Origin of the sequence: Paenibacillus odorifer, from assembly GCF_000758725.1 — a bacterium.
Classification (GTDB): Bacteria; Bacillota; Bacilli; order Paenibacillales; family Paenibacillaceae; genus Paenibacillus_AQ; species Paenibacillus_AQ odorifer.
Genome location: NZ_CP009428.1, coordinates 3,371,747 through 3,396,863 on the forward strand (window position 1 = coordinate 3,371,747; position 25,117 = coordinate 3,396,863).

Annotated in this window: 23 protein-coding genes and 1 other annotated feature; of the genes, 17 read left to right on the top strand and 6 right to left on the bottom strand. The window is 40.7% G+C overall.

The window, feature by feature from the left end:
- The first annotated feature begins 147 nt into the window (after positions 1 to 147).
- From PODO_RS14655 to araA, 3 genes are read left to right on the top strand one after another with little or no spacing between them, the layout of a single operon-like run.
- On the top strand, positions 148 to 1,755 hold the full coding sequence (locus PODO_RS14655) for a xylulokinase (protein ID WP_038571051.1): 1,608 nt from the start codon (positions 148 to 150) through the stop codon (positions 1,753 to 1,755).
- Positions 1,756 to 1,771: 16 nt separating this feature from the next.
- On the top strand, positions 1,772 to 2,467 hold the full coding sequence (locus PODO_RS14660; protein ID WP_036677359.1) for an L-ribulose-5-phosphate 4-epimerase: 696 nt from the start codon (positions 1,772 to 1,774) through the stop codon (positions 2,465 to 2,467).
- A gap of 32 nt (positions 2,468 to 2,499) precedes the next feature.
- Complete coding sequence (gene araA / locus PODO_RS14665; protein ID WP_038571054.1) at positions 2,500 to 3,924, top strand: L-arabinose isomerase; 1,425 nt, start codon at positions 2,500 to 2,502, stop codon at positions 3,922 to 3,924.
- A gap of 83 nt (positions 3,925 to 4,007) precedes the next feature.
- Here araA and PODO_RS14670 read toward each other — a convergent pair whose 3' ends face one another.
- Together PODO_RS14670 and PODO_RS14675 are read right to left on the bottom strand one after the other, a co-directional pair.
- Positions 4,008 to 5,150 carry a family 8 glycosyl hydrolase gene (locus PODO_RS14670; protein WP_038571057.1) on the bottom strand — a complete coding sequence of 381 codons (1,143 nt, stop codon included), beginning with the start codon at positions 5,148 to 5,150 and terminating at the stop codon, positions 4,008 to 4,010.
- A 49-nt stretch (positions 5,151 to 5,199) separates the two neighbouring features.
- Positions 5,200 to 6,174 (bottom strand): glycoside hydrolase family 43 protein, encoded by a 975-nt coding sequence (locus PODO_RS14675; RefSeq protein WP_038571060.1) that lies wholly within the window; start codon positions 6,172 to 6,174, stop codon positions 5,200 to 5,202.
- Positions 6,175 to 6,500: 326 nt separating this feature from the next.
- On the opposite strand from PODO_RS14675, the gene PODO_RS14680 reads away from it, so the two are divergent.
- Complete coding sequence (locus PODO_RS14680; RefSeq protein WP_052097044.1) at positions 6,501 to 7,400, top strand: glycerophosphodiester phosphodiesterase; 900 nt, start codon at positions 6,501 to 6,503, stop codon at positions 7,398 to 7,400.
- Between the two features lie 123 nt (positions 7,401 to 7,523).
- Here PODO_RS14680 and PODO_RS14685 read toward each other — a convergent pair whose 3' ends face one another.
- On the bottom strand, positions 7,524 to 8,012 hold the full coding sequence (locus tag PODO_RS14685) for a nucleoside deaminase (protein WP_038571063.1): 489 nt from the start codon (positions 8,010 to 8,012) through the stop codon (positions 7,524 to 7,526).
- Positions 8,013 to 8,165: 153 nt separating this feature from the next.
- Here PODO_RS14685 and PODO_RS14690 point away from each other — a divergent pair, with 153 nt between their 5' ends.
- From PODO_RS14690 to PODO_RS14710, 5 genes are all read left to right on the top strand, one after another.
- On the top strand, positions 8,166 to 8,615 hold the full coding sequence (locus PODO_RS14690; RefSeq protein WP_038571065.1) for an OsmC family protein: 450 nt from the start codon (positions 8,166 to 8,168) through the stop codon (positions 8,613 to 8,615).
- Positions 8,616 to 8,652: 37 nt separating this feature from the next.
- Complete coding sequence (locus PODO_RS14695) at positions 8,653 to 9,015, top strand: hypothetical protein (RefSeq protein WP_038571068.1); 363 nt, start codon at positions 8,653 to 8,655, stop codon at positions 9,013 to 9,015.
- Positions 8,996 to 9,943, top strand: a complete 948-nt coding sequence (locus PODO_RS14700; protein ID WP_038571071.1) for an LLM class flavin-dependent oxidoreductase — start codon at positions 8,996 to 8,998, stop codon at positions 9,941 to 9,943. Before PODO_RS14695 ends, PODO_RS14700 begins: the two co-directional genes overlap by 20 nt.
- Positions 9,944 to 9,961: 18 nt before the next feature.
- Positions 9,962 to 10,987 carry an AraC family transcriptional regulator gene (locus tag PODO_RS14705; RefSeq protein ID WP_038571075.1) on the top strand — a complete coding sequence of 342 codons (1,026 nt, stop codon included), beginning with the start codon at positions 9,962 to 9,964 and terminating at the stop codon, positions 10,985 to 10,987.
- Between the two features lie 166 nt (positions 10,988 to 11,153).
- The gene (locus PODO_RS14710; RefSeq protein WP_038571078.1) at positions 11,154 to 11,969 is read left to right on the top strand and encodes an SDR family NAD(P)-dependent oxidoreductase; all 816 of its coding nucleotides are present in this window, start codon (positions 11,154 to 11,156) and stop codon (positions 11,967 to 11,969) included.
- Positions 11,970 to 11,993: 24 nt separating this feature from the next.
- Here the strand turns inward: PODO_RS14710 and PODO_RS14715 are convergent, their stop codons facing one another.
- The gene (locus tag PODO_RS14715) at positions 11,994 to 15,056 is read right to left on the bottom strand and encodes an ATP-binding response regulator (RefSeq protein ID WP_342342257.1); all 3,063 of its coding nucleotides are present in this window, start codon (positions 15,054 to 15,056) and stop codon (positions 11,994 to 11,996) included.
- 781 nt (positions 15,057 to 15,837) lie between these two features.
- Here PODO_RS14715 and PODO_RS14720 point away from each other — a divergent pair.
- From PODO_RS14720 to PODO_RS14740, 5 genes are all read left to right on the top strand, one after another.
- Positions 15,838 to 16,185, top strand: a complete 348-nt coding sequence (locus tag PODO_RS14720) for a VOC family protein (protein WP_036677331.1) — start codon at positions 15,838 to 15,840, stop codon at positions 16,183 to 16,185.
- A gap of 349 nt (positions 16,186 to 16,534) precedes the next feature.
- Positions 16,535 to 17,098 carry a hypothetical protein gene (locus PODO_RS14725; protein ID WP_038571086.1) on the top strand — a complete coding sequence of 188 codons (564 nt, stop codon included), beginning with the start codon at positions 16,535 to 16,537 and terminating at the stop codon, positions 17,096 to 17,098.
- 100 nt (positions 17,099 to 17,198) lie between these two features.
- The gene (locus PODO_RS14730) at positions 17,199 to 18,080 is read left to right on the top strand and encodes a phosphotransferase (protein ID WP_038571089.1); all 882 of its coding nucleotides are present in this window, start codon (positions 17,199 to 17,201) and stop codon (positions 18,078 to 18,080) included.
- A 735-nt stretch (positions 18,081 to 18,815) separates the two neighbouring features.
- Entirely contained in the window at positions 18,816 to 19,265 is a 450-nt protein-coding gene (locus PODO_RS14735) for a DUF1569 domain-containing protein (protein ID WP_038571092.1), read from the top strand.
- A gap of 78 nt (positions 19,266 to 19,343) precedes the next feature.
- Positions 19,344 to 19,581, top strand: a binding site (T-box leader).
- A gap of 47 nt (positions 19,582 to 19,628) precedes the next feature.
- The gene (locus PODO_RS14740; protein ID WP_038571095.1) at positions 19,629 to 20,438 is read left to right on the top strand and encodes a GNAT family N-acetyltransferase; all 810 of its coding nucleotides are present in this window, start codon (positions 19,629 to 19,631) and stop codon (positions 20,436 to 20,438) included.
- A gap of 47 nt (positions 20,439 to 20,485) precedes the next feature.
- Here the strand turns inward: PODO_RS14740 and PODO_RS14745 are convergent, their stop codons facing one another.
- Positions 20,486 to 21,199 carry a MerR family DNA-binding transcriptional regulator gene (locus PODO_RS14745; protein WP_038571099.1) on the bottom strand — a complete coding sequence of 238 codons (714 nt, stop codon included), beginning with the start codon at positions 21,197 to 21,199 and terminating at the stop codon, positions 20,486 to 20,488.
- Positions 21,200 to 21,314: 115 nt separating this feature from the next.
- Between PODO_RS14745 and PODO_RS14750 the strand changes: the two genes are divergently transcribed.
- The 3 genes from PODO_RS14750 (at position 21,315) to PODO_RS14760 (ending at position 24,086) form a co-directional block, all read left to right on the top strand.
- On the top strand, positions 21,315 to 22,238 hold the full coding sequence (locus PODO_RS14750; protein ID WP_244886493.1) for an alpha/beta fold hydrolase: 924 nt from the start codon (positions 21,315 to 21,317) through the stop codon (positions 22,236 to 22,238).
- Positions 22,239 to 22,490: 252 nt separating this feature from the next.
- On the top strand, positions 22,491 to 23,126 hold the full coding sequence (locus tag PODO_RS14755) for a glycoside hydrolase family 11 protein (RefSeq protein WP_036677315.1): 636 nt from the start codon (positions 22,491 to 22,493) through the stop codon (positions 23,124 to 23,126).
- A gap of 132 nt (positions 23,127 to 23,258) precedes the next feature.
- Positions 23,259 to 24,086, top strand: coding sequence for a formylglycine-generating enzyme family protein (locus PODO_RS14760; protein WP_038571105.1), 828 nt, complete (start codon positions 23,259 to 23,261; stop codon positions 24,084 to 24,086).
- 103 nt (positions 24,087 to 24,189) lie between these two features.
- Here PODO_RS14760 and PODO_RS14765 read toward each other — a convergent pair whose 3' ends face one another.
- On the bottom strand, positions 24,190 to 25,044 hold the full coding sequence (locus tag PODO_RS14765) for a LysR family transcriptional regulator (protein WP_038574483.1): 855 nt from the start codon (positions 25,042 to 25,044) through the stop codon (positions 24,190 to 24,192).
- Between the last annotated feature and the right edge of the window lie 73 nt (positions 25,045 to 25,117).

A 25,117-nucleotide genomic window follows, 5' to 3' on the forward strand; every position in this document is an offset into this window, starting at 1 on the left:
CGGAGTTAAATTATTATCATCTCCATATTTGTATGTATATATAACTATTTTATTGACAAATGTACGTACAAAAATTTATACTAAAGCTGTTAATTAAGAAAGCGAATTCTTTTATATTAAAAAAGCGCTGTCAGAGAGGTGACTAACGTGATATCGAATCGATTAAGCATCGAAGAAGCAATCAATAAGGGAGAAACTTCGCTAGGGATTGAATTTGGATCCACGCGTATTAAAGCAGTACTTATTGATCATAGTTTTCAAACGATCGCTTCTGGAAGTTATGAATGGGAAAATCAATTGAAAGACGGCTTTTGGACGTACAGCCTAGAAGATATTATCAAAGGTCTACAAGATGCTTATCGTGAGATGAAGCAAGAAGTTCAACAAAATTACGGAATCACCCTCCAAACCGTTGGTTCAATCGGGTTTTCTGCAATGATGCATGGATATATGGCTTTTGACGAACAGGATCAATTGCTCGTTCCGTTCCGGACTTGGCGTAATGCAACAACTGGTAAGGCAGCCAAAGAATTGACGGATGTATTTAAATTCAATATCCCGGAACGTTGGAGTATTGCTCATCTTTATCAGGCGATCTTAAACAAAGAAGAACATGTACCGGAGATTCGGTTTGTTACGACGTTGGCAGGATACATTCATTGGTTATTGACCGGCAACAAAGCACTTGGTGTTGGGGATGCTTCAGGTATGTTCCCGATTGATGAATCCATAGGGAATTATAATGAATCCATGATACAACAGTTTGATGAGCTTATTGCTGGCAAAGGTTATTCGCTGAAGACCAGCGATCTTCTTCCTAAGGTGTATGTTGCCGGTGAGCAAGCGGGTCTATTAACCGAAGCAGGAGCCAAAATTCTGGATCCATCATTGCAATTACAAGCTGGGATTCCGCTTAGCCCTCCAGAAGGGGATGCGGGAACCGGTATGGTTGCTACCAATAGTGTAAGAAAACGTACCGGGAATGTCTCCGTAGGAACCTCTGTTTTTGCCATGATCGTATTGGAACAAGAACTTTCTAAGGTTTATCCGGAAATTGATATGGTGACTACACCAGACGGAAGTCCGGTAGGTATGGTTCATGCTAATAACTGTTCAAGTGACCTTAACGCCTGGCTCGGATTATTCCGTGAGTTCTATGAAGCAATGGGGCAAAACGTAGAAGCTGATAAATTGTACAGCGTATTGCTGAATAAGGCTTTGGAAGCAGACGCAGATGCGGGTGGATTGCTCAGTTACGGGTATTTCTCGGGTGAGAACATTACGGGGTTAGAAGAAGGCCGTCCGCTATTTGTACGTTCGCCTGAGAGCAAATTTAATCTGGCTAACTTTATGCGTGCACATTTGTTCAGCGCCTTTGGTGCTTTGAAAATTGGAATGGACATTTTGACGAAAGAAGAGAATGTAGCCATAGATAGTATTTTAGGACATGGCGGTATATTTAAGACTCCGGTTGTTGGCCAAAAAATGATGGCAGCTTCACTGAATGTTCCTGTTTCCGTAATGTCAACTGCTGGAGAAGGCGGCGCATGGGGAATGGCTATTCTTGCCTCCTACATGATGAACAAAAATCAGGAAGAAAGCTTGGAAGACTTCCTCGATCAAAAAGTGTTCAAAGATGTAAAGGGAGAAGAAATTCATCCCGATGCAACCGACATTAAAGGCTTTGAAACCTTTATCGAACGTTATAAAAAAGGTTTGGCGATTGAGCAATCCGCTGTTGATAATTTAGTCTGAAAATGGAGGGACCAAGATGTTAGAACAACTTAAAGAAGAGGTTTTTCAAGCCAATCTGGAATTGCCGAAACATGGACTTATCAAGTATACATGGGGAAATGTGAGTGCAATTGATCGCGAAAGTGGATTATTCGTAATCAAACCTAGTGGTGTAGATTATGAAACAATGAAAGCCAGCGATATGGTAGTTGTTGATCTGGATGGCAATGTGGTTGAAGGGGAGATGAGACCTTCCTCCGATACACCTACTCACGCAGTACTTTATAAACATTACTCCGAAATTGGCGGAATCGTGCATACACATTCCACTTGGGCAACTATTTGGGCACAAGCAGGACTTGACGTTCCTGTAATGGGAACTACGCACGCTGATACATTCTATGGCTCCATTCCTTGTGCGCGTTTCTTGACGCAAGAGGAAATCGATCGGGGTTACGAAGCGGAAACAGGTAATGTAATCATCGAAACCTTTGAACAACGCGGGATAGATATTATGGCGGTTCCCGGTGTTTTGCTTAAAGGCCACGGACCCTTTACTTGGGGGAAAAATGCAAAATCCGCTGTAATGAACAGCGTAGTGTTGGATGAAGTATCAAAAATGAATTTATTTGCTAGAGAGTTAAACCATTTTGCGGAAGAATTGCCACAACGTATTCTAGATAAACATTACTTGCGCAAACATGGGAAAGACGCTTATTACGGTCAAAAATAATCAAACTACAAAATGATGAAAAGAGGATGAATATGTCAACAGCAGTAGCAAAAGAATTTTGGTTTGTCGTAGGTTCGCAACATCTTTATGGGGAAGAAGCATTGGCTGAAGTTAAAGCGCACGCACAAACGATGACAGATGCTTTGAATAAAAGCGGAGTTTTGCCTTACCCACTAGTATTGCAGGATTTAGCTGTCAGCGCAGATAAAATCACCAACATTATGAAAGAAGTTAACTATCGTGACGAAGTTGCCGGTGTCATCACTTGGATGCATACTTTCTCACCTGCAAAAATGTGGATCCGCGGAACAAAAATGCTGCAAAAACCTTTGCTTCATCTAGCTACGCAATATAATGAAAGTATTCCATGGGCAACAATTGATATGGACTTCATGAATCTAAACCAAGCAGCTCATGGTGACCGTGAATATGGTTTTATTAACGCCCGTTTGAACAAACAAAACAAAGTGGTTGTAGGCTATTGGGAACGCCCTGAAGTTCAAAAGCAAATTGCAGAATGGATGGACGTAGCTGTTGCTTATAACGAAAGCTTCAATATCAAAGTTGCTCGTTTTGGTGACAACATGCGTAACGTTGGTGTAACTGAAGGAGATAAAGTTGAAGCCCAAATTCAATTTGGCTGGACGGTTGACTACTTTGGTATTGGTGACCTGGTTCAAGTCATTAATGAAGTTAAAGAAGAAGAAATCGATGGTTTGTTTGCTGAATATGCAGAGCTGTATGAATTCGACTATGGCACTAACAGCAAAGAAGCATGGGAAGCTAGCGTAAGAGTTCAAGCAAGCTATGAAATTGCTATCAAACGTTTCCTTGATCAAGGTGGCTACAATGCCTTCACCTCAAACTTCGAAGATTTACATGGAATGAAACAACTTCCAGGACTTGCTGTTCAACGTTTGATGGCACAAGGATATGGTTTTGCTGGAGAAGGAGACTGGAAGACTGCAGCTCTCGACCGCTTGCTTAAAGTGATGAGCCATAACCAATCCACTGGCTTTATGGAAGATTACACTTATGAATTGACGGTTGGACAAGAATCTATTCTTCAATCCCATATGCTTGAAGTAGATCCAACTTTGGCAAGCAACAAACCAAAAATCATCGTGTCTCCACTAGGTATTGGTGGCAAAGACGATCCAGCCCGTTTAGTATTTGACGGTAAAGCAGGAGACGGTGTAGTGGTTTCCATGGCTGACTTCGGTACGCATTACAAACTTTTGATCAATGAAGTGACTGCTTTTGAACCAACTGTTCCAGCTCCAAACCTTCCAGTAGCTCGTGTGCTTTGGAATGTTAAACCAAACTTCCAAGACGGGGTAAAAGCTTGGATCGAAAATGGTGGCGGTCACCACACCGTTGTTTCTTTAACTCTTACAACAGACCAAATTATTGCTTACGCAAAACTTGTTAACTTGGAATATGTAGTAATTAAATAATAGCAAAGCTTTATTACGATTAATAGGACTCCATTCCTCGACCTTTTCGAGGAATGGAGTCCTATTGTTTTGTTCGATATACTTCAATAAATGCGATAGTTTCCACTTAGGGCTAGTAAACTAAAGAAGTACAGACAGTTATCATAATAACGACGTTGTCCAGTTCGCAAAGGTGTATCCCAAAACAAACGGACAAAATGCTCTGCCTCCGGGCCATCCGAAGCAAGCGAAGCCATGGCATTGGTCGCCAAAAGGCCTACTGGATGCAGCGCCGGTTCGTCGAATGCCTGTCCCTCAATGGTGTACCGCCGGTAATTGGAAACTTCGATATTCCTAAAAAAAGCTTGAATTCGGTTACATTGATTGACCTGCCAGCTGTCCTTTTGGAACCATACCCAGTCCAGACCGATATTAGCCGCAACCCGGTAAGCATCACTGAAAAAATGGCTGAAATCACCATGAGGCTGGGGTTCTGCCGGGGTGCCGTTAAAATTGGCATATTCGGGAGCGAGACCAGTTATAGGATGGCATGTAGTGTGTAGATATGTGCGGCTGGCTTCCGCCGCTTCTCGCCAAAATATATGGTCACCTTCATCAGCCCACAAAGCGAACAAATCATAGAAATGGGGGAGATGGTAAGATGGATCACTGAAGGTGGATTCCGGTACGAATTTAATCAGTTTCGTTTCCGCGTCCCACATTGAGTCACCAGCGCCTGTTTCAGTTTTATGTACACAAGCACGCAATATTATTCGAGCCTGCTCGGAATAATTATAAGGTGCCGGACCGTTCCCCCAACGTTTTGAGGCAAAAAACAAAGCCATGGCGAAAAACTCTTCCCCGTCCGGTGCGGGTCCTGGTGAAATTCTTGTACCGTCAGGCTTGCAGTGCCAAGCAAAGTAATCGGCATAACGGCCTTCTTTGTGCTGCATAAACGTCTTAGAGAAGTTCCATAAACGATCAAACTCATCTTTTTTATTCATTTGAACAGCCATCATCATCCCGTAGGACATTCCTTCAGACCTAACATCCAGATTACCTGTATCCAGAATATAGCTTTTATCCTCGTCCAGCGGATAGTAGATTCGTACGTTCGGATCTCCGTAAAACAAATCACTCCAAGTTTCTTCGAGTTTAGCGTTGATTTCATCTTCAGAAAAGCCAAACTCCTTAAATAAATTGCGATATTTCCCCGTATAAAAAGCACCTTGTTGTGTCATTGGCATGATATTTCCCCTCCTGTGCACTCCAGCATGCACTCCATTTCAATAAAAACTAAGGATGGATGGTTTGAATGGTGCCATCATCGTTGTATTTCAGCTCCGTATATTTTACAGATCGCTTGTTGTCAGCACCACCAGATAAAGAACTATCATGATAAAATAAATACCACTTCTCTTTAAACTGAACAATAGAATGGTGTGTTGTCCAGCCCAGGACGGGTGTAAGTATTTTTCCTTGATATACAAAAGGCCCAAGCGGATCTTTACTGATAGCGTATACAATATTATGGGTAGTTCCCGTGGAATAAGAAAGATAATAATAACCGTTATATTTATGAACCCATGGACCTTCAAAATATCTTCTTTCTTCATCTCCAGCAAGAATCGCATTTCCGTTCGTATCGATGATGGATATTTCTCTAGGCGCACCTTCAAAGCTCAGCATGTCCTCGCTCAGCTCCGCTACGATAGGTCCAAGAGCTGGTGCCGTTTCAGCCGGTCCCTCGGCATTCGCAACAAATGAGCCGGTTTGCCATTTTTCAAGTTGACCGCCCCAAAGACCCCCAAAGTATATATATGATTTGCCATCATTATCAACGAAAACAGCGGGATCAATGCTATAACTGCCAGGAATGTAGCTTGGTTCAGGTGTAAAGGGTCCGGAAGGTGAAGTTGAGGTGGCAACCCCGATTCGGAAAATATCGTCATGGTCTCGGGCTGGGAAAAACAAATAGTAGGTATTGTTTTTGTATGCTGCATCCGGAGCCCACATTTGCTGTTTAGCCCATGGAACATCCTTCACATGAAGTACTTCACCGTGGTCGATACAAGGGGAGCCATCTCCATCAATAGACAGAACATGGTAATCCTCCATATTATATTGGTCACCGTTGTCATTAGAGATCATATCGTGATCCAGGTCATGAGAGGGATAAATATAAATCTTGCCTTCAAATACATGAGCAGAAGGATCCGCAGTATAAATATGAGTTACGAGAGGTTCATTGGGTTGCACTGGCTTTGTCAAGTCATTTCCTCCTATAAAGTTAATCGCTTACAAAGTTAATGGTATAAGAACTTTAGGACTCTGTATATATAGCAACTATAGTTTATACCCCACAAAGTTTAGATGTTGCTTCTTGACCTTGCAGACCCTTTCCCATTTATGCTGCCTCGCAATATTTTCTCTAGATAATCTGGTACAATAGAAATCTCCAAGCTTTGACCTTACAAATACATTGAGGTGGGATTAACATAAGGGAATATAAATCATAATTTTACACAAGAATGAATGTTAGAGCGAAAGTCACCAAGTATTCTACATTATATTTATTAAAAGATGAGGTCAGCTTAATGCAAAAAATTCAAAATTCTAGAATCTACTTTATAGGTATACATGTGCTTTTGTTAATCTTATTGTTCACCTCTTTGTATGCTTATTCCCCCTGGATTCGCATTAAAGTAAAGGAAATTATCATGCCTGCGGATAAAGTATATACAATCGCTCACCGTGGTGCTTCAGGATATGCTCCTGAGAATACAATACCTGCATTCGAACTAGCTATTGATATGAAGACCGATTATATCGAGTTAGACATTCAGTTAACAAAAGATCATGTTCCTGTTGTTATTCATGATGGGACCGTAAATCGCACCACGAATGCTAAAGGGTATGTAAAGGATTTTACTTTAGAGCAGATCTCAAAATTAGACGCGGGATCATGGTTTAATGAACAATATCCCATGTTCGCTAGAGATAAATATGTAGATTTACGTATTCCGACACTAAAAGAGGTATTTGAAAGGTTCGGAAAAGAAGTGGACTATATGATTGAGATTAAAGATCCCACGTCGAATTCGAACATCGAGGCATTGTTAAATGAAGAAATCTTAAATTATGATCTGTCGGCTCATGTTGCTATACATTCATTTAGTGAAGCGAGTTTACGTAGATTCCATTCCATAAATCCAGCAGTCCCTCTTTATCAAATTGTATGGTATGATTTTCCTGTTTATAAAATATCAGAATCCTATGTGAATAGATTAAAAACTTATGCGGTAGGCATAAGTCCTAACTTTCAAAAAATAAATGCGGCATATGTCGCGCAGGCAAAAAATTCAGGGCTAAAGGTGTTTCCATATACTGTGAATTATCAAGTGAATATGGATAAAGCCGTAATTTGGGGTGTAGATGGTGTACATACAAATTTCCCTGACCGCTTTAGCGAAGTAATTAAGAATAATAAAAGGTAAAGGGATGTGAAATCACCCTTTTCTGGACATAAATAAAGCTGCCGAGACTTTCTCGACAGCCGAAGAACCTTTATCCGAAGGTTCTTTTTTTACGGAAAAATAGAATATTTTTGATTCTTCGTATTACTGAAGAAGTCTTTTCTCGTGAAATTGTAGATGAAGCTCCCGTACTTGTTCTGCAAGATCCGGTACAGGGCCATCTACGAACGCATCGTGAATAACCTCTTGAATCCTTAAATTACGGACGGGTGATGCTGCAATTCCCATATCATTTAACCACGCCGATAATTGCTTCGAGGAACTGGCATATACAATTCGTCCTAAACGAACCCAACCGTGTGCCGCTGCACACATAGGGCAATGTTCTCCGGAGGTATACACTGTTGCCTGCTTACGTTCTTCCAGTGTCATATTCTGAGCTGCCCAGCGGGCTAAAGCGAATTCGGGATGCTGAGTATGGTCACCGTTACCTACATGGTTGCGGTCTTCCGCCAGCACTTCTCCACTTGCTGATACAAGGACTGAACCAAAGGGTTCGTCCCCAGCTTCTAGTGCAATTCGGGCAAGTTCAATACAACGCTTGAGATGTTTTATATCCGTGTCGTTTATCATGATGGTAGAACCTCCTGGATTTTAATTTATAGATAAGTTTCATGAATTGTAGGCCTGAGCCTGTTTGTTCACCACATTCTTCTATGTTAGCATGTAAAGTATTCGATGAAAAATATATCATGCAATATCAAACTAGGGAGGATATATATAAAAATGAAGCACCCATTTATATTGAACGCCGTATGGAACGGTGGCCGTAACAGTGACGGAACTATTGAAGCTGGACAGCTTAAGACTCAAATTTCCATTCCGAAAGAAATGGGAGGACCCGGAGTAGGAACGAATCCGGATGAGATGCTTTTGGGAGCAGCAGCAACCTGTTATCTCATTACACTTGCAGCAATGCTGGAGCGGGCAGGGCTGACGACTTCAGAGCTGACGTTAACCTCAGAGGCGACGGTCGATGTAACGAATAACATTTTTACATATGAAGCCATCAAACATTCACCCCTAATCACCCTTACCAAAGATGCGTCACAGGACGATATTGATAAAACCATCCGTATTGCCCATAAAGCAGAAGGCTCCTGCATGATCTCCAGAGCCGTTGCAGGAAATGTAGAAATCACGACAGAGCCAACGGTGCTGACTGCAAGCCTATAAAATTGAGTTCTAGGTAATCAGAGAGGAGACGTTAACTTTGAATGTTGAGTTATATAAGGATTTGATCAAGGATGATCGCGGAAATTATTACGTAGCTGTACAAAAAGAGGGCAATGAGCTGACTTTGGTAAACGCAATGCTAGAGCGGTCTTACCAAGAGCTGTGGGAGTTTAATGAAGCTTTCAAAAAGAAGTACGCGGAATACGAGCATCAGTTCATCGGCAAAATGATTATGGATAAGCTGCGGCACGATGTTGTTTTTGCCTCCAAAGAAGACGGCCATGGCCGAATGTATGATCTGGCCGCGGTTGCAGTTGATTACAAGCTTATTTTTATCGATATGATCGAATTTTACCGAAACCCTCGAGTAGGACTTAACCATGACAACAACATCCATTAAGCTTAGTGTATTAGATCTCGTACCTGTCTTTAATACTGTGGATGCTAGTACCGCATTGGGACAAGCAGTGAAGCTGGCTCAGACAGCAGAAAGACTGGGGTATTCTCGTTATTGGGTTGCTGAACATCATGATATGCCGGGATTAGCATGTACCTCTACGGAGGTGCTTTTATCGCATATTGGAGCGAAAACAGCACACATTCGCCTTGGCTCAGGCGCTTTATTGCTGCCACATTATAAGCCGCTAAAAGTGGTGGAAGCATTTCATTTGCTGGCCAGTTTGTACCCGGGACGCATCGACCTTGGATTAGGCAGAGCTCCCGGCGGTACTGCTGAAGTAAGTTTAGCACTGAGTGGAAATTTTCTCGAAAATGTTTGGAAAATGCCAGAACTGCTTAAAGGAGTCACTGAATTATTACAGGGCAACTATTCCTATGAAGGACGTTCAATAACCGCCCGGCCGGTCCCACCCGTATCTCCAGAGCTATGGCTGCTGGGTACAAACAAGAAAAGCGCGGCATATGCTGCCGAGTTTGGAGCAGGTTATGTGTTCGGCCAGTTCATGAGCGATGTAGCAGGGGAGGAGGTTTTGCAAGCTTACCGTGAAACATTTACTCCTTCTTCACTTTCTCCTGAACCGCGGGCCATGGTTGCTGTTGGCGTCATTTGCGCCGAGACTGAGGAAGAGGCAGAGCGATTGGCCTCATCTGGTACGGCATTATTCCAACAAGAAGGTTCTGCCGAAGCGAAGTCTGAGCCCTTGGAACGCAAGCTGCTGGTAGGTACTCCGGAAAGTGTTAAAGGTAAGTTGGAACGGTTATCTCTTTTGTATGGAGTTAATGAATTCATTATCGTTACCATGATTCCAGATTATGAGAAACGATTGCATTCGTTCGAACTGCTTGCCCAAGCGTGCTGGAGTTCTTAATAAAGGAGGTCCATATGTATGAAGTCTCATACCTCTGATCAAATTAAAATCCCACCAGGATTTTGGGCTGGATTAAGTCAATTAGGGATAACTGCACAAGATGTAGCCAGCAAAGCAAATCTTCCACTTAGCCATCTCAGAGAGTCAGAAGTCACCACTGCTCAATATTTCGCAGTCTGGCAGGCATATAACGATCTCATTGGGGATACTGCCGAAGGAATCATTAAGCTTGCAACCGTCTTTGAAACCACACAATATCCGCCGACGGTTTTAGCAACATACCATGCTAAGGACTATCGCGATGCTCTTAACCGAATGGTACGATACAAACAAATGTGCCCTCCTGAAAGCTTGCGTATTACCGAGGAAGGCGAGCTATGTACAATCGAATTGGAATGGCAGCATCCCGGGCATTCTGGTCCACCGCTGCTGCTCGGCCTCACTTTGGCATTTCTTCTAGAACTCGGACGGCGAGGCACAGGTCTACCTTTGACAGCACAGCTTGTCGAGTTTTCACAGCCTATAGGAAATGTAAAGATTCTTGAAGCTTATTTCGGTTGCCGAATTCAGATAGATGCTCAATATAATCGTTTGACGTTGCGTCGAAATGATTTGAATCATCCTTTTATCTCGTACAACGAAGAGTTGCTGGAGATTCTGACTCCCGTTTTGGACCGGACGCTTGCTGAACAGAAGGGCACACGCTCTATAACCGAGAGGGTCAAATGGATCATGAAACGCAGCTTCAGCGGAGGACGCCCTGACATTCAAGCTGTTGCGAAGGTATTAAGTATGAGTGACCGTACCTTGCAACGCAGGCTTACTGAAGAAAACACAAGCTTCAAGCAATTGCTGACACAAGCTAGACATGAGCAAGCACGAGAGTATCTGGCAGATCCTTCGCTTGATATTAAAGAAGTGGCTTTCTTGATTGGATATGAAGACCAGAACTCGTTCTACCGTGCCTTTCGTCTTTGGGAAGGTGATACTCCTTCAAATTGGCGTAATGAACATTTAGGTTTAAACACGATACCCTCTTCATAAAGACAGTATTTTCAGAGTTTTATCATTGGCGTGTTAAACAAGAACTTTGGCGCAATCCGCTAGTTACTGAACAACCCCGGTACGATAATATAATCCTAGCCGGCACACAGGACTGTTCTTAAAATGACAACTACTCAGCACGCCGGGATAAAAGGAGAAATGTAATATGGATATGGGATTAAATAATAAAACAGCTTTAATTACAGGATCAACAAAAGGTATTGGTAAAGCAATCGCCATTGAACTCGCTAAAGAAGGAGTTAATGTACTAATTAATGGACGGAATTATGATCAGGTAGAACAGACTGTAAATGAAATAAAGTCGAATTTCCCGGCTACCTCTCCACAAAATGCTACAGCGGATATTGTGGATATTGCGCAAAGAGAAGCCTTATTCGAAAAATACCCTAATATAGATGTTTTAGTTAATAATATGGGTATCTATGAAATTATGAAATATGAGGACGTTAACGACGAAATATTTGAAAAATACATCCGTACTAATGTCCTTGCTGCGAATGGATTAACAAAATTCTATTTACCTAAAATGTTACAAAAAGATTATGGCCGAATTCTCTTTATTGCTAGTGAAGAAGCCATTATGCCTTCAGGCCAAATGCCTCAATATGCAATGACCAAATCAATGTTATTATCATTGTCAAAAAGCTTATCTAAGTTAACGATAGGAACTGAAGTTACAGTCAATACGATCATGCCAGGACCAACACTATCTGAAAATGTGCATCAAATTATTGATGGGATATACTCCAATGAGGATATGACTTTTTCAGAAAAAGAAAGAAAATTCATGACTACAAATCTTCCTCAATCTGAAATACAACGATTTATTAAACCTTTTGAAATAGGCAGACTAGCAGCATTTGTATGCAGTCCTTATGCCTCTGCATTTAAAGGTTCTCCAATTCGCATGGATGGGGGAATGGTGCCGACTATTTTTTTTGCGTACTCTAAAAGGATATAGATAACGATACAAAAAAGCCACTCCTTATGGAGCGGCTTTTTTGCTTGAAAAGTTATCACTGTCCTCTGGTACAACAAAGGATACCAAGGTGCCTTCTCCAGGCTTACTCTGGATCGAGAGACCTTGACCATATAATTGACTTAACCTCCGATGGGTGTTGGCCAGCCCGATGCCACCTTTGCCTTCCATCAATGGCTTCAGCAGTAAAGAGAGTGTTCCGGAATCCATGCCTTGCCCATCATCCTCCACTTCAATCTTTACAGCCTTGTGCAGACGGATAATTCGTATTTGAACAGTTCCACCCTGTTGGCGCTTAAGTATACCGTGCTTAACAGCATTTTCTACCAACGGTTGGATGGATAGAGGAGGGATTAGGATATCAATATTCGGATCTATCTTCCAGACAACAGATATCCTTTCTGCAAATCGAGTCTGTTCAATATACAGATAAGATTCTACCAATTCCAGTTCATGGGAGAGGTTCACGAGCTCTCCGACATTTAAAAAGTCAAAACTGATTCTTAAGAAAGAAGTAAACGCACCAATGAGCTCCTGCATTTTTTTAGTATCCAAATCACTGAGTGCGGCAATAGAGTTTAACGTATTGAATAAAAAATGTGGTTGTATCTGTGCTTGTAGATATGCTGCTTCTATCCGCACCCGTTCATTGAAGGATAACTTCATTGCAGTTAAAGCCCGAATACGATATTTAAGCTCCACTGCGTCCACAGGTTTTGTGACATAATCATTGGCACCGGACAAAAATCCAGTATAAATATCCTCAGGCTGACTACGGGCAGTAAGCAATAGAATTGGAAGCTCATATAAGGAGTAGCTAGTACGAACCTTCTGTGTTAATTCGTATCCCGACATCTGTGGCATCATAACATCGCCAATAAGTAAGTCCCAGTTCCTTTTATCCAACAATTCCAATGCTTCATGGGCTGAGTTCACGGTAGTTATGATATAAGGTTCGGTTTCAAGAATACCCTTTAGTACATTCAGATTGACAGGATCATCATCTACCACCAGAATATTTACCTTAATCTCTGTAAAAAGCGGTGGAATTTTTTCAGAGTGATTACTTGGCTGATGTTCGGAAATTCCCCACTCAGTCATCTGTCTATGAATCTCATCTGCCATATACGAAACTGTAGGTTCCGTCTGTCTTATTATCTGTTCGCTGTAAGAATCGGCAAGAGAGAGTGTGAAACTAAAAGTTGAACCTTTACCAAGCTCTGATTGAATGCGTAGGCTGCTTCCATGCAGTTCTACCAGCTGCCGGCATATGCTTAATCCCAGCCCAATTCCACGCCCGTCATTTATTCCGTGAGGGCCTTGCTCATAGGGTAGAAATATCCTTGCCATAGTCTCTTCAGTCATGCCCACTCCGGTATCTGTCACATAGATAAGAACCTGTCCGTCCTGTTCCTCACCCTTAACAGCTACAAGTCCTGCTTCGGTGTATTTGAGCGCGTTGTGCACCAGATTTAATAAAACCTGCACCAGTCTTTTCTCGTCCGCAAGAACTGGCGGCATAGCTTCCGGGATATCCATAGATAGCTGTACTGGCTTACCTTCAATCATATATTGAAGCATACTAATCACACCGGGAACTACCGATTGAACCGAAATAGGTTCCTGTTGTAAAATAACACGATGCTCCTGAAGACGGACCACATCCAGTAGATCACCAAGCATATGAGACATACGGCGGCTGATTGTAATCAGCAGCTCCATATCTTGACGGCTACTTTCGTAAAGTCTGTCCTTTTCCTTTGTGACAATATTTTGTGCGATATTCATGATTCCGTGAAGCGGTGTGCGCAGCTCATGTGAGGTGTTAGCGAGAAACTGGTCCTTAAGTTTGTCTGCTTTTTTCAGCTGCTCATTCAGTTCCATGTTCTCTTTAGCATTTTGAAAATACTTTTTAAACCAATATGCTGAGAAGCCCACGATGGCTGCGATAATATCCAAAGGATAATAGACAATTGAATAGTGTCCGTTACTATCCCACAAATTCCATAACAAATTAGAAACGATCGCCGCACCTGATAACAGCAGAAAAACAACATCTTTATCATCTTGCTTTTTGAACAATAAGCGCCCTAAGCTATAGAGCAACCAAATGAAGGGAATATACTGGAATACTTGAATGATTCCCAAATGAATGGATGTGCTGACCCAATAAGCTGGGACGGTAAGTATAAAAACAGAATAAAGACCAAGACTCACTACGTATGCACGTAACCCCTTATTGATTTTGGCAACTGAGGTGAATTTTCTAAAAACAAGAAGAATAAAAAGATTTTGCCACAAAAAAGCAAGCAAACGGATCTTTAATGACCAGGTATAATTAATCGGCACTATTGCAAGAAGTAAGTTGTCATTACGGGCTAAAATGATAACAGCTACGGATAATGTCATTAACCCTACAAGAAACAAAGCACGTTCTTTAGGATTAAATAAATAAAGAATGCAGGCATAGAGCCCATGCAATAACAGGATGATTGCTGTTAACATTTGAAAACCTACGGTATAAAAGTATGTACGGTCAACTTTTTCCTGAGAACCAAAATAAACAGGCCCTCCAATCCCCCCCTTATAGGGTAGATCAAAGTTTGCTACACTAATAAACACATCAATTACTGTTGTGTTTTTTGTGAAATAGGATACTTTATATGAGGTGGTTTTGGGCACATAAGTATCGGCATCAAGAGATATTGTCCCATTATTGAGCAATAGGCTACCGTTAATTTCTACGCTGGATGCAGTATAGATTTGTTTGATCCACAATGCTACAGGCTGCTGAAGGGGTTCTACCAAAATTCGCAGACGATACGTACCAAAACCGTACGAAGAAGGGTCATCCGTTCCTATCGCGCGGCTCCAGTCTCCGGGAACTTGAAGCGGGAGGGAAGGTTCTGGTAAAGTTGAAATATCCTTGGACGTTACGAATTGCGAAGGATAGAAGCTCCATTCACCATCCAGCCTGAATAAGTTAGACTGCTCCAGATCCTGGCCGCGTAAATCCAGTACACCATTGTTAATCACAGGTACAGTGTTGGAAACCTTAAATATACTCAACCAAATGCAGCGTAGGCCAAAGAGAATGCTTATAAAAAGTAGAATGATAGCTAATTTGTTTAGAATAGTTTTATTTTTCATGAGAACATTATAGCAAATAATTCTAATCTAGAATCTAAAATGAAGATTATTTACATAAGAAGGAGAAGTAATGAGCAACGGACACTGCGTGGGGTTAGGAGGAATGATCCCCAAATGGAAGAAGCATGATGTAACTCCTTGAACACTTGAGTACTCGAATCCTCGAACACACAGATACTTCAATACTTGATTGGTGCTTTGCTGTTGGGCGTTTGTATTACTTGATGTGCGACTATGCTGTTTGTTTGACGTCTGTGATACCGGATGTGCGACTATGCTGCTTGTTATGCGTTTTGTATTCCCACACTCCCACGCTCTCTCTTCACCATGAGCGATCGGACTCAGTTGCAGCTATTTGGCTGAATTTTGTCTTTTAAGAAGTGTTTCGGACCCCAGAGGCGTTATTCGTTCCAAATATGCGCGATATGAGGGATTTTCGAGCCAATAGCGACTATAGAGTCCGATAGGTTCTCAAATGAGCCGAATTATGGCTAATAGCGACTCTGGAGTCCGATAGACTTCACTCATGCTTCTATTGTCATTTGTCTTAAGCTTGGCTTCTCGTTTATTGGTGAATATGATGTTGAATACCCCGTTGGCACTACCATTCGATGTAATGACTGGAGGTTAACGGTGGATTCTCCTTAATCCTAAAGGGTATATTATTAGATAATTTAATGCAGACAGGAGTGTAGATACGATGATTAAAGGTTTCGGAGGAATATTCTGGAGAACTAAGAATCTTGAAGCTACAAAAAAGTGGTACAGTGAGGTGTTGAAGCTTGACATAGAGAATTGGAATGGGACTGTGATAAAACCTCAAGTGGGAAATGAGACTATCTTTTCTTTCTTTACCGAGGATGATAGTTATTTTCCAACAGAACAACAAGTGATGTTAAATTTCCAAGTGCATGATCTAAACGAGACGATTAAGCATTTTGAACAGATTGGTGTACCTCTTGCAAAGAAAATAGAGATTAGTGAATTTGGAAAGTTTATTTGGATTGAAGACCCAGAAGGTCGACTGATCGAGCTTTGGGAGAAATAAGGAGTTGCACATCTTTGCTATTGAGCTAACAGGTGCGTTAGTTTAATAAAAACTCAGTTCAACATCTAACTGTAAATGAATTAGGGATTAAAGTTGAATTAACTCCTTGGGTAATACTTCTTCAAAGCTTTCAGCTCCTTGGAAGAATTCATTAGCTTCTATCACCTGAGGTGCGGCGCTTGCGTTGCATGCATGGCTAACAGAATACTATTCTCACCCAAATAGGGAGCATACCATCTAGGTGTACTCCCTATTGCATTGAAGGAACTGGAAAATTAGTGCAACATTTCACCTATTAATAAAGTCAATAAAGATGTTATGAAATAAAATCATAAGAGCAGGTGGTAAATTGAATCTTCGTTTAATCACGTTAATATGTTTATTCACATTCGCGTTCTTTATTGCAAATGGACAAGATGCTAAAGCTTTATCCTGTGTCGAGATAGGAAGTCCCCAAGAAGCCCTAGAGGTCTACGGTGGAGCTATTTATGGTGAAGTAAAACAAATAAAGGTTGATTTGAAACAAGAAGGATTTGCGGGGCCAAAAGAGAAAATCAGATATATATTAGTGGATGTTGAACGAAGTTGGAATACTGAAGTTGACTCTCAAATTATTGTGGGAACAGACTACACTTGGGGTTTTGATTTTAAGAAAGGTAATAAATACTTAATATACATAAGCGAAGTGGATGGCGTAACAAGCAGTAGTCCATGCAGTTCAACCATTGAAATGAATAACCTTAACCAAGCAACAGAACTATTCGGTGAAGGACTTCGACCCAAACAGCAAGTACACATAGAATACAAGATGTGGTTAATGTTTGAGCAGGATACTGATTTGTATATCGTAATTGCAATAGTACTAGTAGTGATTTCAGTCATTTACCTGAGAGCAAGAAAGAAAAAGAGCTAAGTGTAATCTTATTGCACTAACGGTTAGGATAGTTCAAATAAAATTAAGAAAAAGATAGCTGAACTAATTACTATTTCATTCATAACATGTGAGGTGCGAGTTGAACTTAGTAGAAACGATCATAAAAAGATTTAACCTTAATGTATTAAGTATAGATAATGTTCCTGAGTCCTTTAGTTCACAAGTATACAAGCTGAATCTTACTAATGGAGAAACGGTGTATGCGAAGATCCCTTATAACAGGGATAAGCTATATCGCGAATATCGTATGCTTGAAATGTTGAGAGAGGTATTACCGGTTCCAAAAGTGTTAGACTTCTGGAGTGGGGATGACTTAATCTCTGGTGCATTACTTTTATCTGAGATTAAAGGTATACCATGTACAGGTGCTATTAACGATGAATTAGCATTTCAAATTGGGTTACTTCACGCAAACCTGCATGAAGTTAAAATGCCGGGATATGGTGTGGAAGGATTAGACGGTTTTCAATTTTCTAATCAGAACAATTGGAGACTTTATATAAGAAATAGCTTTGAAAAATTTATAGAACCTTGCAAGGAAGTCCTTGAGAGAGGACTTTTCGAAAAATGTATTAATTACTTTGAGGGTTCTTTCTCAGTTTTACCTCCTCCTGATGGCCCGTGTGTTGTTCATATGGATTTTCGACAAGGTAATATACTAACAAATAATAATATGGTTGTTGGAATTATTGATTTTGAGAGTGCACGGGGTGGATCCTCTGAAATTGATTTCACAAAAATTAACCGATATGTTTGGGAAGTGAATCCTCAAAGTAGAATTTCGTATAAAAAGGGATATTCAACAATTCGTCCTCTAATGGATTTGGAAACAATACTACCCTTTTATAATTTTTACGATGCTTTTAGTGCTGTTGTCTGGTGTAAAAATAGAGGGATTGAAAAGAACAGGGCGTTCCTAAAGGAAAGTATTTCTGTATTGCAGAAATCCGTAGGTTGTTGAAATTACGGGACACGTTAGTTTGCGAAGGATATTCCTTGTTTTACGGAGGAGATGATAATCTGAAACTATTTATTGATTGGCTAAACCGCAATCGAATACGTCGATGCGAAGCCTGTAACACTGAGCTTAATATTTATTCATATTTCTCCGATGAATCGCAGATTTTGTACTGTGTTGCATGCAATAGGTATTATATTAGGGCGGACAAAAGCTCTCCCATATTTAAGTATGAAGTTTCCGAGGGGCTTTTAAAGATATGGGAAATGGACCCTTATCATTGTTATTATACAGGGATTCCAATTAGCGAAGCATACGAGCCGAAGTGGATTAAATTTCTCCGTAAAATATTAAGATAACAGGAAACGATAGTTAAATAACGAGTTAAGACGACGAGCTACCTGCATTATGGGTAACTTTGTTACGTTAGCGGACATGATAGTGAATAAAGGATAGAATGATAGAGAAGGGCGAAGATTAGATTGGTAGTAGCTGTCGAATTGTAATGTTGCAACGATGAATATAATAGCCCAAGAAGATTTTCGTCCAGCTGGTTGAACTTACTCCAGCTGGTGCAGAAATATTGGGTGCTATCTACGAACAATATCCTGAGTGGAACCAGCATCTAATAACTAAACTTGTACTTGTACCAGAGCAATGGGATAAGATAGCAGACTCTATTGACAATTTCATGCTAACTTTTGAAAAAAACAGAAAATCGAAATGGGGAGTGTGTTTATGGAAAATATATACAACAAATTACATACCGCAGAAATACTGAGCCGTATCGAGAATTTAAGTCCAAATTCTAAACCACAATGGGGAAAGATGAATGTTGCTCAAATGTTGGCTCACTGTTCAGCGTTTCAAGACATCGCAATCGGAAGTTCCTTTCCCCCAAGACATTGGCTAGGAATATTAATAGGAAGGTTTGTAAAATCTATTTTTTACAATGACAAGCCGGTACCACACAATATGTCAACAATTCCGACCATACTTATTTTAGATGACAGAGATTTTGGGAAAGAAAAAGAAATACTGAAACAAAAGATTTTAATTTTTCAAAGTAACGGTCCGGAAAAATGTTCATCCCATCCACATCCTTTTTTCGGAAAATTCACTCCGGAGCAATGGGGTAAAGGGATTTATAAACATCTAGACCATCATTTAAGACAATTTGGTGTTTAGTGTTTTTTCGCAATGAACAATAATATATTATTGACATAAAATCCCTATTACTTTATATTGTATCTAATTACATTGCAATCAAATGCGACGAAGAGGACAAGTAAATCCGGATATGTCGATCAGAGAACTGCCGGTTGGTGCGAGGCAGTGGACACCCGAATCGAACAATCGCCTCAGAGCTGGCTCCCGAAATCATAGTAGGCGGGCCCGGGATTCTGCCGTTACAAAGAAGCATCGTTGTTGGACGATGGCAGAGAGGGTGTATTCACGAATACACTAATCAGGGTGGTAACGCGGAATCTACTCCGTCCCTAATGGGACGGAGTTTTTTGCGTTCATATAAATAAATAAGGAGGAGTAACGATGTTCCAAACAATCAATGTTTCCGATCGCATACTAAGCCAGGATATGTTTATTGCTGATGAGGTTCAATACAACCTGATTCACCTTATTTGCGAGTCGAAGAGTTCTAGATGCTTAAAAGATTCTGGTGAAACAATGATCTATGCCCAGTCAACGGGACATAACGCATGGCTTTGGAGTTCTAAGGAGATTGCCGAGGATAAGAAGATCGTTCTCTACGAAGAACTTATAGAATTCCTTAAAGGGACAACATTATCGGGAGTATCTGGAGAACCAAAAACAACAGAACGTTTTGCACAGCTGTATTCTCAGGCAAATAATCTTCAATATGAGTCCACGATGACTATAGAATCTTATTTCTGTACAGATCCAAAGAAACCTTTGAACGTAAAGGGCATAATGCAACAAGCAACGAGAAAAAATGTGGCCATTGTAGCAGAATTTTTGGCGGGTTTCTCAGAGGGGGCTTATGGGATTACGGTGAACCCAGAAACTAAAATTCTAGATGCCAAGAGGATGATTGAGACAGGTGACTTGTATTTATGGTTTGTAGACGATAAACCTGTATCGATGGCGTACATTGCACATCGGTCGGCAAGATATTCCAGATTAAATGCGGTATACACACCTCCGTCTTGCCGGAAAAAAGGTTATGCAAGTGCACTAGTAGCAGAGTTATGTTCTGTTCTTTTATCGGAGGATTTAGTGCCCATGCTTTATGCTGATTTAAAGAATCCTGACTCCAATAAGGTTTATCGAAATATTGGTTTTGTGGAAAGCGGAAAGATTGTTGACATCAAGTTCAAATAGGCACGAAAGGGCTACCGCAAGGTAGTCCTTTTTCTATGATCAATATGTTACTTGGCATTACTTTTATACAATTTAACATAGTTTGTAAGTTCAGCTATCGCGAAAAATTGCTTCGTTAATTGAGAATTCAATTTTTGTAAGGCAAGCTGAAAGGATACCTCCACTTTTTTGTAGTTATGTGTTTCTATTTCATTCAAAAGCTGTTTCATATTCTCGATATAATAAACAGTTTTCCTTAAACTGCTGATAAGAATAATTTTTCTTAATTCCGTTAAAGTGAAGACTCTGTAGCCATTATCTTTGTTCCTATTCGAAGAGATTAGCCCTTCTTGTTCCCAATGCCGAATAGCTGATGGATTAACTCCTGCCATTTGTGCAACTTCACCAATCGTCATTGAATCTGTTACAGTTAAATCTTTGTATTTTGATAAATCAACATCCCGAAACATGCGTAAAACTTCCTCTAACCTTTCTTTTTCCACTTGGGTCTTATGTTGCTCTTGATTGATTGCCCAAAGAGCAGACTCCATCTGCTGGCCTTTAATCTTCCTCATCACATCGTACACAACCGGAATTTCATATCCCTGCAATAATGCGCGAATGGTAATAAAAGCTTGTACATGGATGGAAGTGTAACATCTGCGGTTGCTGGCGGTCCTTGATACATCTGGAATTAAGTCTTGATCTTCGTATCTCCTTAAAGTAGTGGTACTCACATTTAATTGCTTAGCTATCAGTGTAGGTGTATATATCTCTTCCATAATCATCATCGCCCCAAAACATTAAAGTTGAACCTTCAAGTGCTACAACAATATTAAATCGAATTTAGGCAGATATATCAAGGGAGGTAAAGGGATAAACCGAAAGATTGCATGAATGTTATATGATACTTTTATAGAACACAAAGGAGTGAGTTCATTGAAAAAGATAATACAATTAGCAAACCAATCAGAAATAGAAGTAGGTATGGCAGGGCTTCCAAATCGTCCAACCATCATGTTACCCATCGCTAAAAAATCTGTGTACAATCAGGAAGCAGAAAACTTAAAGCTGTGGGGAGTAGATCCCGAATTAGGTAAACATTTTGTTGAAGGACTAGCGGATACTTTTCAAGTGCTTTATTTCGATTATGAAGGTCATCTATTTCAACATCCAGTGGAAAATCTAACAGCAGATCATATTGTGAAGGATCTTCTCCACATTGCGGATGAAATGAATGTTACAAGCTTTAGTTACTACGGTTATTCCTGGCTTGCGTTGATTGGATTGCAAATGGCTATAAGAACAGATCGCTTGGAGAGTTTGGTAATGGGAGGTTTTCCACCCTATAATGGCCCCTATCAAGAAATGAGGGTTGTGACCCATAAAACACATACACAAGCTTTGAGTAACCAAAATGAATCTGTGGAAAGCCCTGCTGGACCGGATAATCCAAACGAAATGGATTGGGACAATATAAAGGTTACCATAGATACCCGTGTTACAGCACAATTTGTCTCCCTATACCATAGCCTCACAGCCTTTGATGATCGCAGAATTCAACATTTGCCTAGTCTCCCTAAACTAGCTTTTGCAGGTGGAAATGATACGATCGTTTACGGTGAAAATTTCGGGAGCGTTACCGTTGACATCGTCGGGTTGTTAAAAAAGAATAAGGAGCAGTTGGCGGATTTAGGCTGGGATGTTGAAATCCTTTCGGGAGCCCAGATGGACCATACAAAAGCTATGCAGCCAGCAGTAGTTGTACCACTGATTAAGACATGGTATATGAACGTGTTACTAAAAAATACTGGATTGTAATTGTGGCAGATACAAAAATCCAGTGAATAAGGTATCCCAAAAGAACAATACTTTTTAGGGTAAAATCTTTAATTTGAAGAGATTAAATAGTAAACGATCTATGATAAGATTCCATATGTAATCGCTTACATTAATATATATGGAAGGAAGTGGTGTTGCGAATCTGCCCCAACAAGAAATTGCTTCGACTACTAGAAATACAGACAAGCAGAATGTAGGTATGTAGTGACAAAAAATTTCAGGAGGTAGATTATGTTTAAATTTAACAAGAAAATCGTGACTGTAATTATGGCCGCTTCAATGAGTTTCAGCTTGTTTGCAGCAACCTCAAGTGCAGCGACAGACTATTGGCAAAATTGGACCGATGGTGGCGGGACAGTAAATGCTACTAATGGATCTGGTGGGAATTACAGTGTTACATGGTCAAATACTGGTAACTTTGTTGTTGGTAAAGGTTGGAATACTGGATCCCCATCTAGAACAATAAACTACAATGCAGGCGTCTGGGCACCATCCGGCAATGGGTATTTAACTCTTTATGGGTGGACGAGAAACTCCCTCATAGAATATTACGTCGTTGATAGTTGGGGCACTTATAGACCTACTGGAACCTATAAAGGTACCGTGACTAGTGATGGAGGCACATATGATATATATACGACTACGAGAACGAACGCCCCTTCTATTGATGGTACGGCAACCTTCACACAGTTTTGGAGTGTAAGACAATCCAAGCGAGCAACGGGAAGCAATGTCGCGATCACTTTTGCCAACCACGTTAATGCTTGGAAAAGTTACGGAATGAATCTGGGCAGCAGTTGGTCTTACCAGGTATTAGCGACAGAAGGATATCAAAGTAGTGGGAGCTCAAACGTAACAGTATGGTAATAACAGGTTATCTATAAGTATTCACTATCATTGCTAAGGTTGTCGGTCCACAACCGGCAGCCTTAGATCATTCTAGATCATTCAGCAAATGATACTTAACTACATACCAGTGGTTGGAAAGGAGATATATCCATGAGAAAACTATTAATTTCTCTTTTAATAGTTGTTGCTATCAGCGCTTGTTCGCAAGAAAAGCCTGAACAGAAGGATACTTATGTATTGGTCAAAGGTGGAAATTTCATTAACACAAATTCCAACTACAAAAGTACAACTATATCAAATTTCTATATCGGCCAATATGAAGTTACTCAGAAAGAGTGGGTTGAAATAATGGGAAGCAACCCTTCAGCATTCAAAGACGAAAACTTGCCAGTAGAAATGGTTAACTGGTATGACGTAATAGATTACTGTAATAAAAGAAGTATAAAAGAGGGGCTCAAACCTTATTACAATATAGATAAAAATAAAAAAGATCCGAATAATAAAAGTAATAACGATACTTTAAAATGGACAGTAACGCTCAATGCAGGAGCTAATGGTTACCGATTGCCTACAGAAGCAGAGTGGGAATATGCTGCGGGTGGAGGACAGTTGAGCAAAAGTTACACCTACAGTGGAAGCAATAAAGCAGATGAAGTAGCATGGTATTGGCAAAACGCTGGAGACAAATTCTTATCAGGAGATTGGAACTGGCCGATCATAGAAAACAACCATAACAAAACAAAATCTATTGGTGGCAAAAAACCTAATGAGCTAGGTCTTTACGATATGTCAGGGAATGTTAGGGAATGGTGTTGGAACTGGTACGGAGATATAGATAGTAAGAGCGGTTCTTTCCGGGTTGTAAAGGGTGGCGGGTGGATCGGCGGCATTAACAACAACGAGATTTCATTTCGGGGAAAGTTCGAAGCGAATGGTATGGGTCCTGATCAAGGTTTTCGAGTGATTCGTGGTGAGTAGACGGGAACAAGACATACCAAGTATAATCGGAAAAAGCTGAAAAGGGTTTGATTAATATACAAGCTTTGCGCTCGAATATAATCAAACCCCAATATGTATGTTGCTATATTTCTTCGATCATTTGGATTAATTTTGACAACGCACTAGTAAAAACCGCGTTCCGGCGATACACAAACCATACCTGCAAATCTCGATATCCTTCAGGCAGACGGTGGGAAGTAATTACTCCCGCCTCTTCGGCCTTAGAGATCGAAGATTGGGGCAGCATAGACACGCCGAGTCCAGCGGAAACCCCACTTAGAATTACATCTAACGTTCCGTATTCCATAATCTTATAAGAGCTCATCCCGCTTTCATTCAGGAAACTCTCAGCTTTGGCACGATGTGTACATCCGACGTCGAAAAACAACATTGGCTTTGTAAGCAATTCGCGCATATCGCTCTTACCTGGTTGTGAGATAAGCACCAGCTCCTCTTCGAAAGCAACTACATGTTCTATATCAGGCTGGTCAATGGGTCCATAAACAAAGGCTCCATCTAGTTGGTAATCAAGCACTTTTTGTAAGAGTTTATGCGTTTCTCCCGTTATAAGCGATAGATTAACATCGGGATATCGTAAGTGATATTCGGTTAGCAGGGGCGTTAGATGAGTAGCCGCTGTTGTTTCGATGGAACCTAAACGGAGCGGACCAGTAGGGTGCTCAGAGTATTGTGTGGTTATTACAGCCTCGTCCATTAATAATAATATTTTGTCTGTATATGCCAGTAAGTTCTCACCTGCCGGCGTTAACGTCATCCCTCGATTGGATCGGCGAAATAGGGGGATTTTCAGCTGAGCTTCTAGATACTGAATCCGGTTTGTCACATTTGACTGGACATAATTTAAGACTTGAGCAGCCTTCGTTATGCTACCCTCGCGAGCAACCGCTTGAAATATTCTCAAATCTCCACTTTCCATTTCCTTTGCACCTTCTTGGTATGATGATTTATGATAGTCACCTTCAGTTTTGATCATTTTACTGGATTACACC

Coding starts and splice junctions, on each gene's coding strand:
- PODO_RS14750 (WP_244886493.1), top strand. CDS start 21,315: ATGTTATATGATACTTTTATAGAACACAAAGGAGTGAGTTCATTGAAA.
- PODO_RS14705 (WP_038571075.1), top strand. CDS start 9,962: ATGAAGTCTCATACCTCTGATCAAATTAAAATCCCACCAGGATTTTGG.
- PODO_RS14710 (WP_038571078.1), top strand. CDS start 11,154: ATGGATATGGGATTAAATAATAAAACAGCTTTAATTACAGGATCAACA.
- PODO_RS14735 (WP_038571092.1), top strand. CDS start 18,816: ATGGAAAATATATACAACAAATTACATACCGCAGAAATACTGAGCCGT.
- PODO_RS14660 (WP_036677359.1), top strand. CDS start 1,772: ATGTTAGAACAACTTAAAGAAGAGGTTTTTCAAGCCAATCTGGAATTG.
- araA (WP_038571054.1), top strand. CDS start 2,500: ATGTCAACAGCAGTAGCAAAAGAATTTTGGTTTGTCGTAGGTTCGCAA.
- PODO_RS14690 (WP_038571065.1), top strand. CDS start 8,166: ATGAAGCACCCATTTATATTGAACGCCGTATGGAACGGTGGCCGTAAC.
- PODO_RS14740 (WP_038571095.1), top strand. CDS start 19,629: ATGTTCCAAACAATCAATGTTTCCGATCGCATACTAAGCCAGGATATG.
- PODO_RS14755 (WP_036677315.1), top strand. CDS start 22,491: ATGTTTAAATTTAACAAGAAAATCGTGACTGTAATTATGGCCGCTTCA.
- PODO_RS14765 (WP_038574483.1), bottom strand. CDS start 25,044: ATGGAAAGTGGAGATTTGAGAATATTTCAAGCGGTTGCTCGCGAGGGT.
- PODO_RS14760 (WP_038571105.1), top strand. CDS start 23,259: ATGAGAAAACTATTAATTTCTCTTTTAATAGTTGTTGCTATCAGCGCT.
- PODO_RS14670 (WP_038571057.1), bottom strand. CDS start 5,150: ATGCCAATGACACAACAAGGTGCTTTTTATACGGGGAAATATCGCAAT.
- PODO_RS14680 (WP_052097044.1), top strand. CDS start 6,501: ATGCAAAAAATTCAAAATTCTAGAATCTACTTTATAGGTATACATGTG.
- PODO_RS14685 (WP_038571063.1), bottom strand. CDS start 8,012: ATGATAAACGACACGGATATAAAACATCTCAAGCGTTGTATTGAACTT.
- PODO_RS14745 (WP_038571099.1), bottom strand. CDS start 21,199: ATGGAAGAGATATATACACCTACACTGATAGCTAAGCAATTAAATGTG.
- PODO_RS14700 (WP_038571071.1), top strand. CDS start 8,996: ATGACAACAACATCCATTAAGCTTAGTGTATTAGATCTCGTACCTGTC.
- PODO_RS14720 (WP_036677331.1), top strand. CDS start 15,838: ATGATTAAAGGTTTCGGAGGAATATTCTGGAGAACTAAGAATCTTGAA.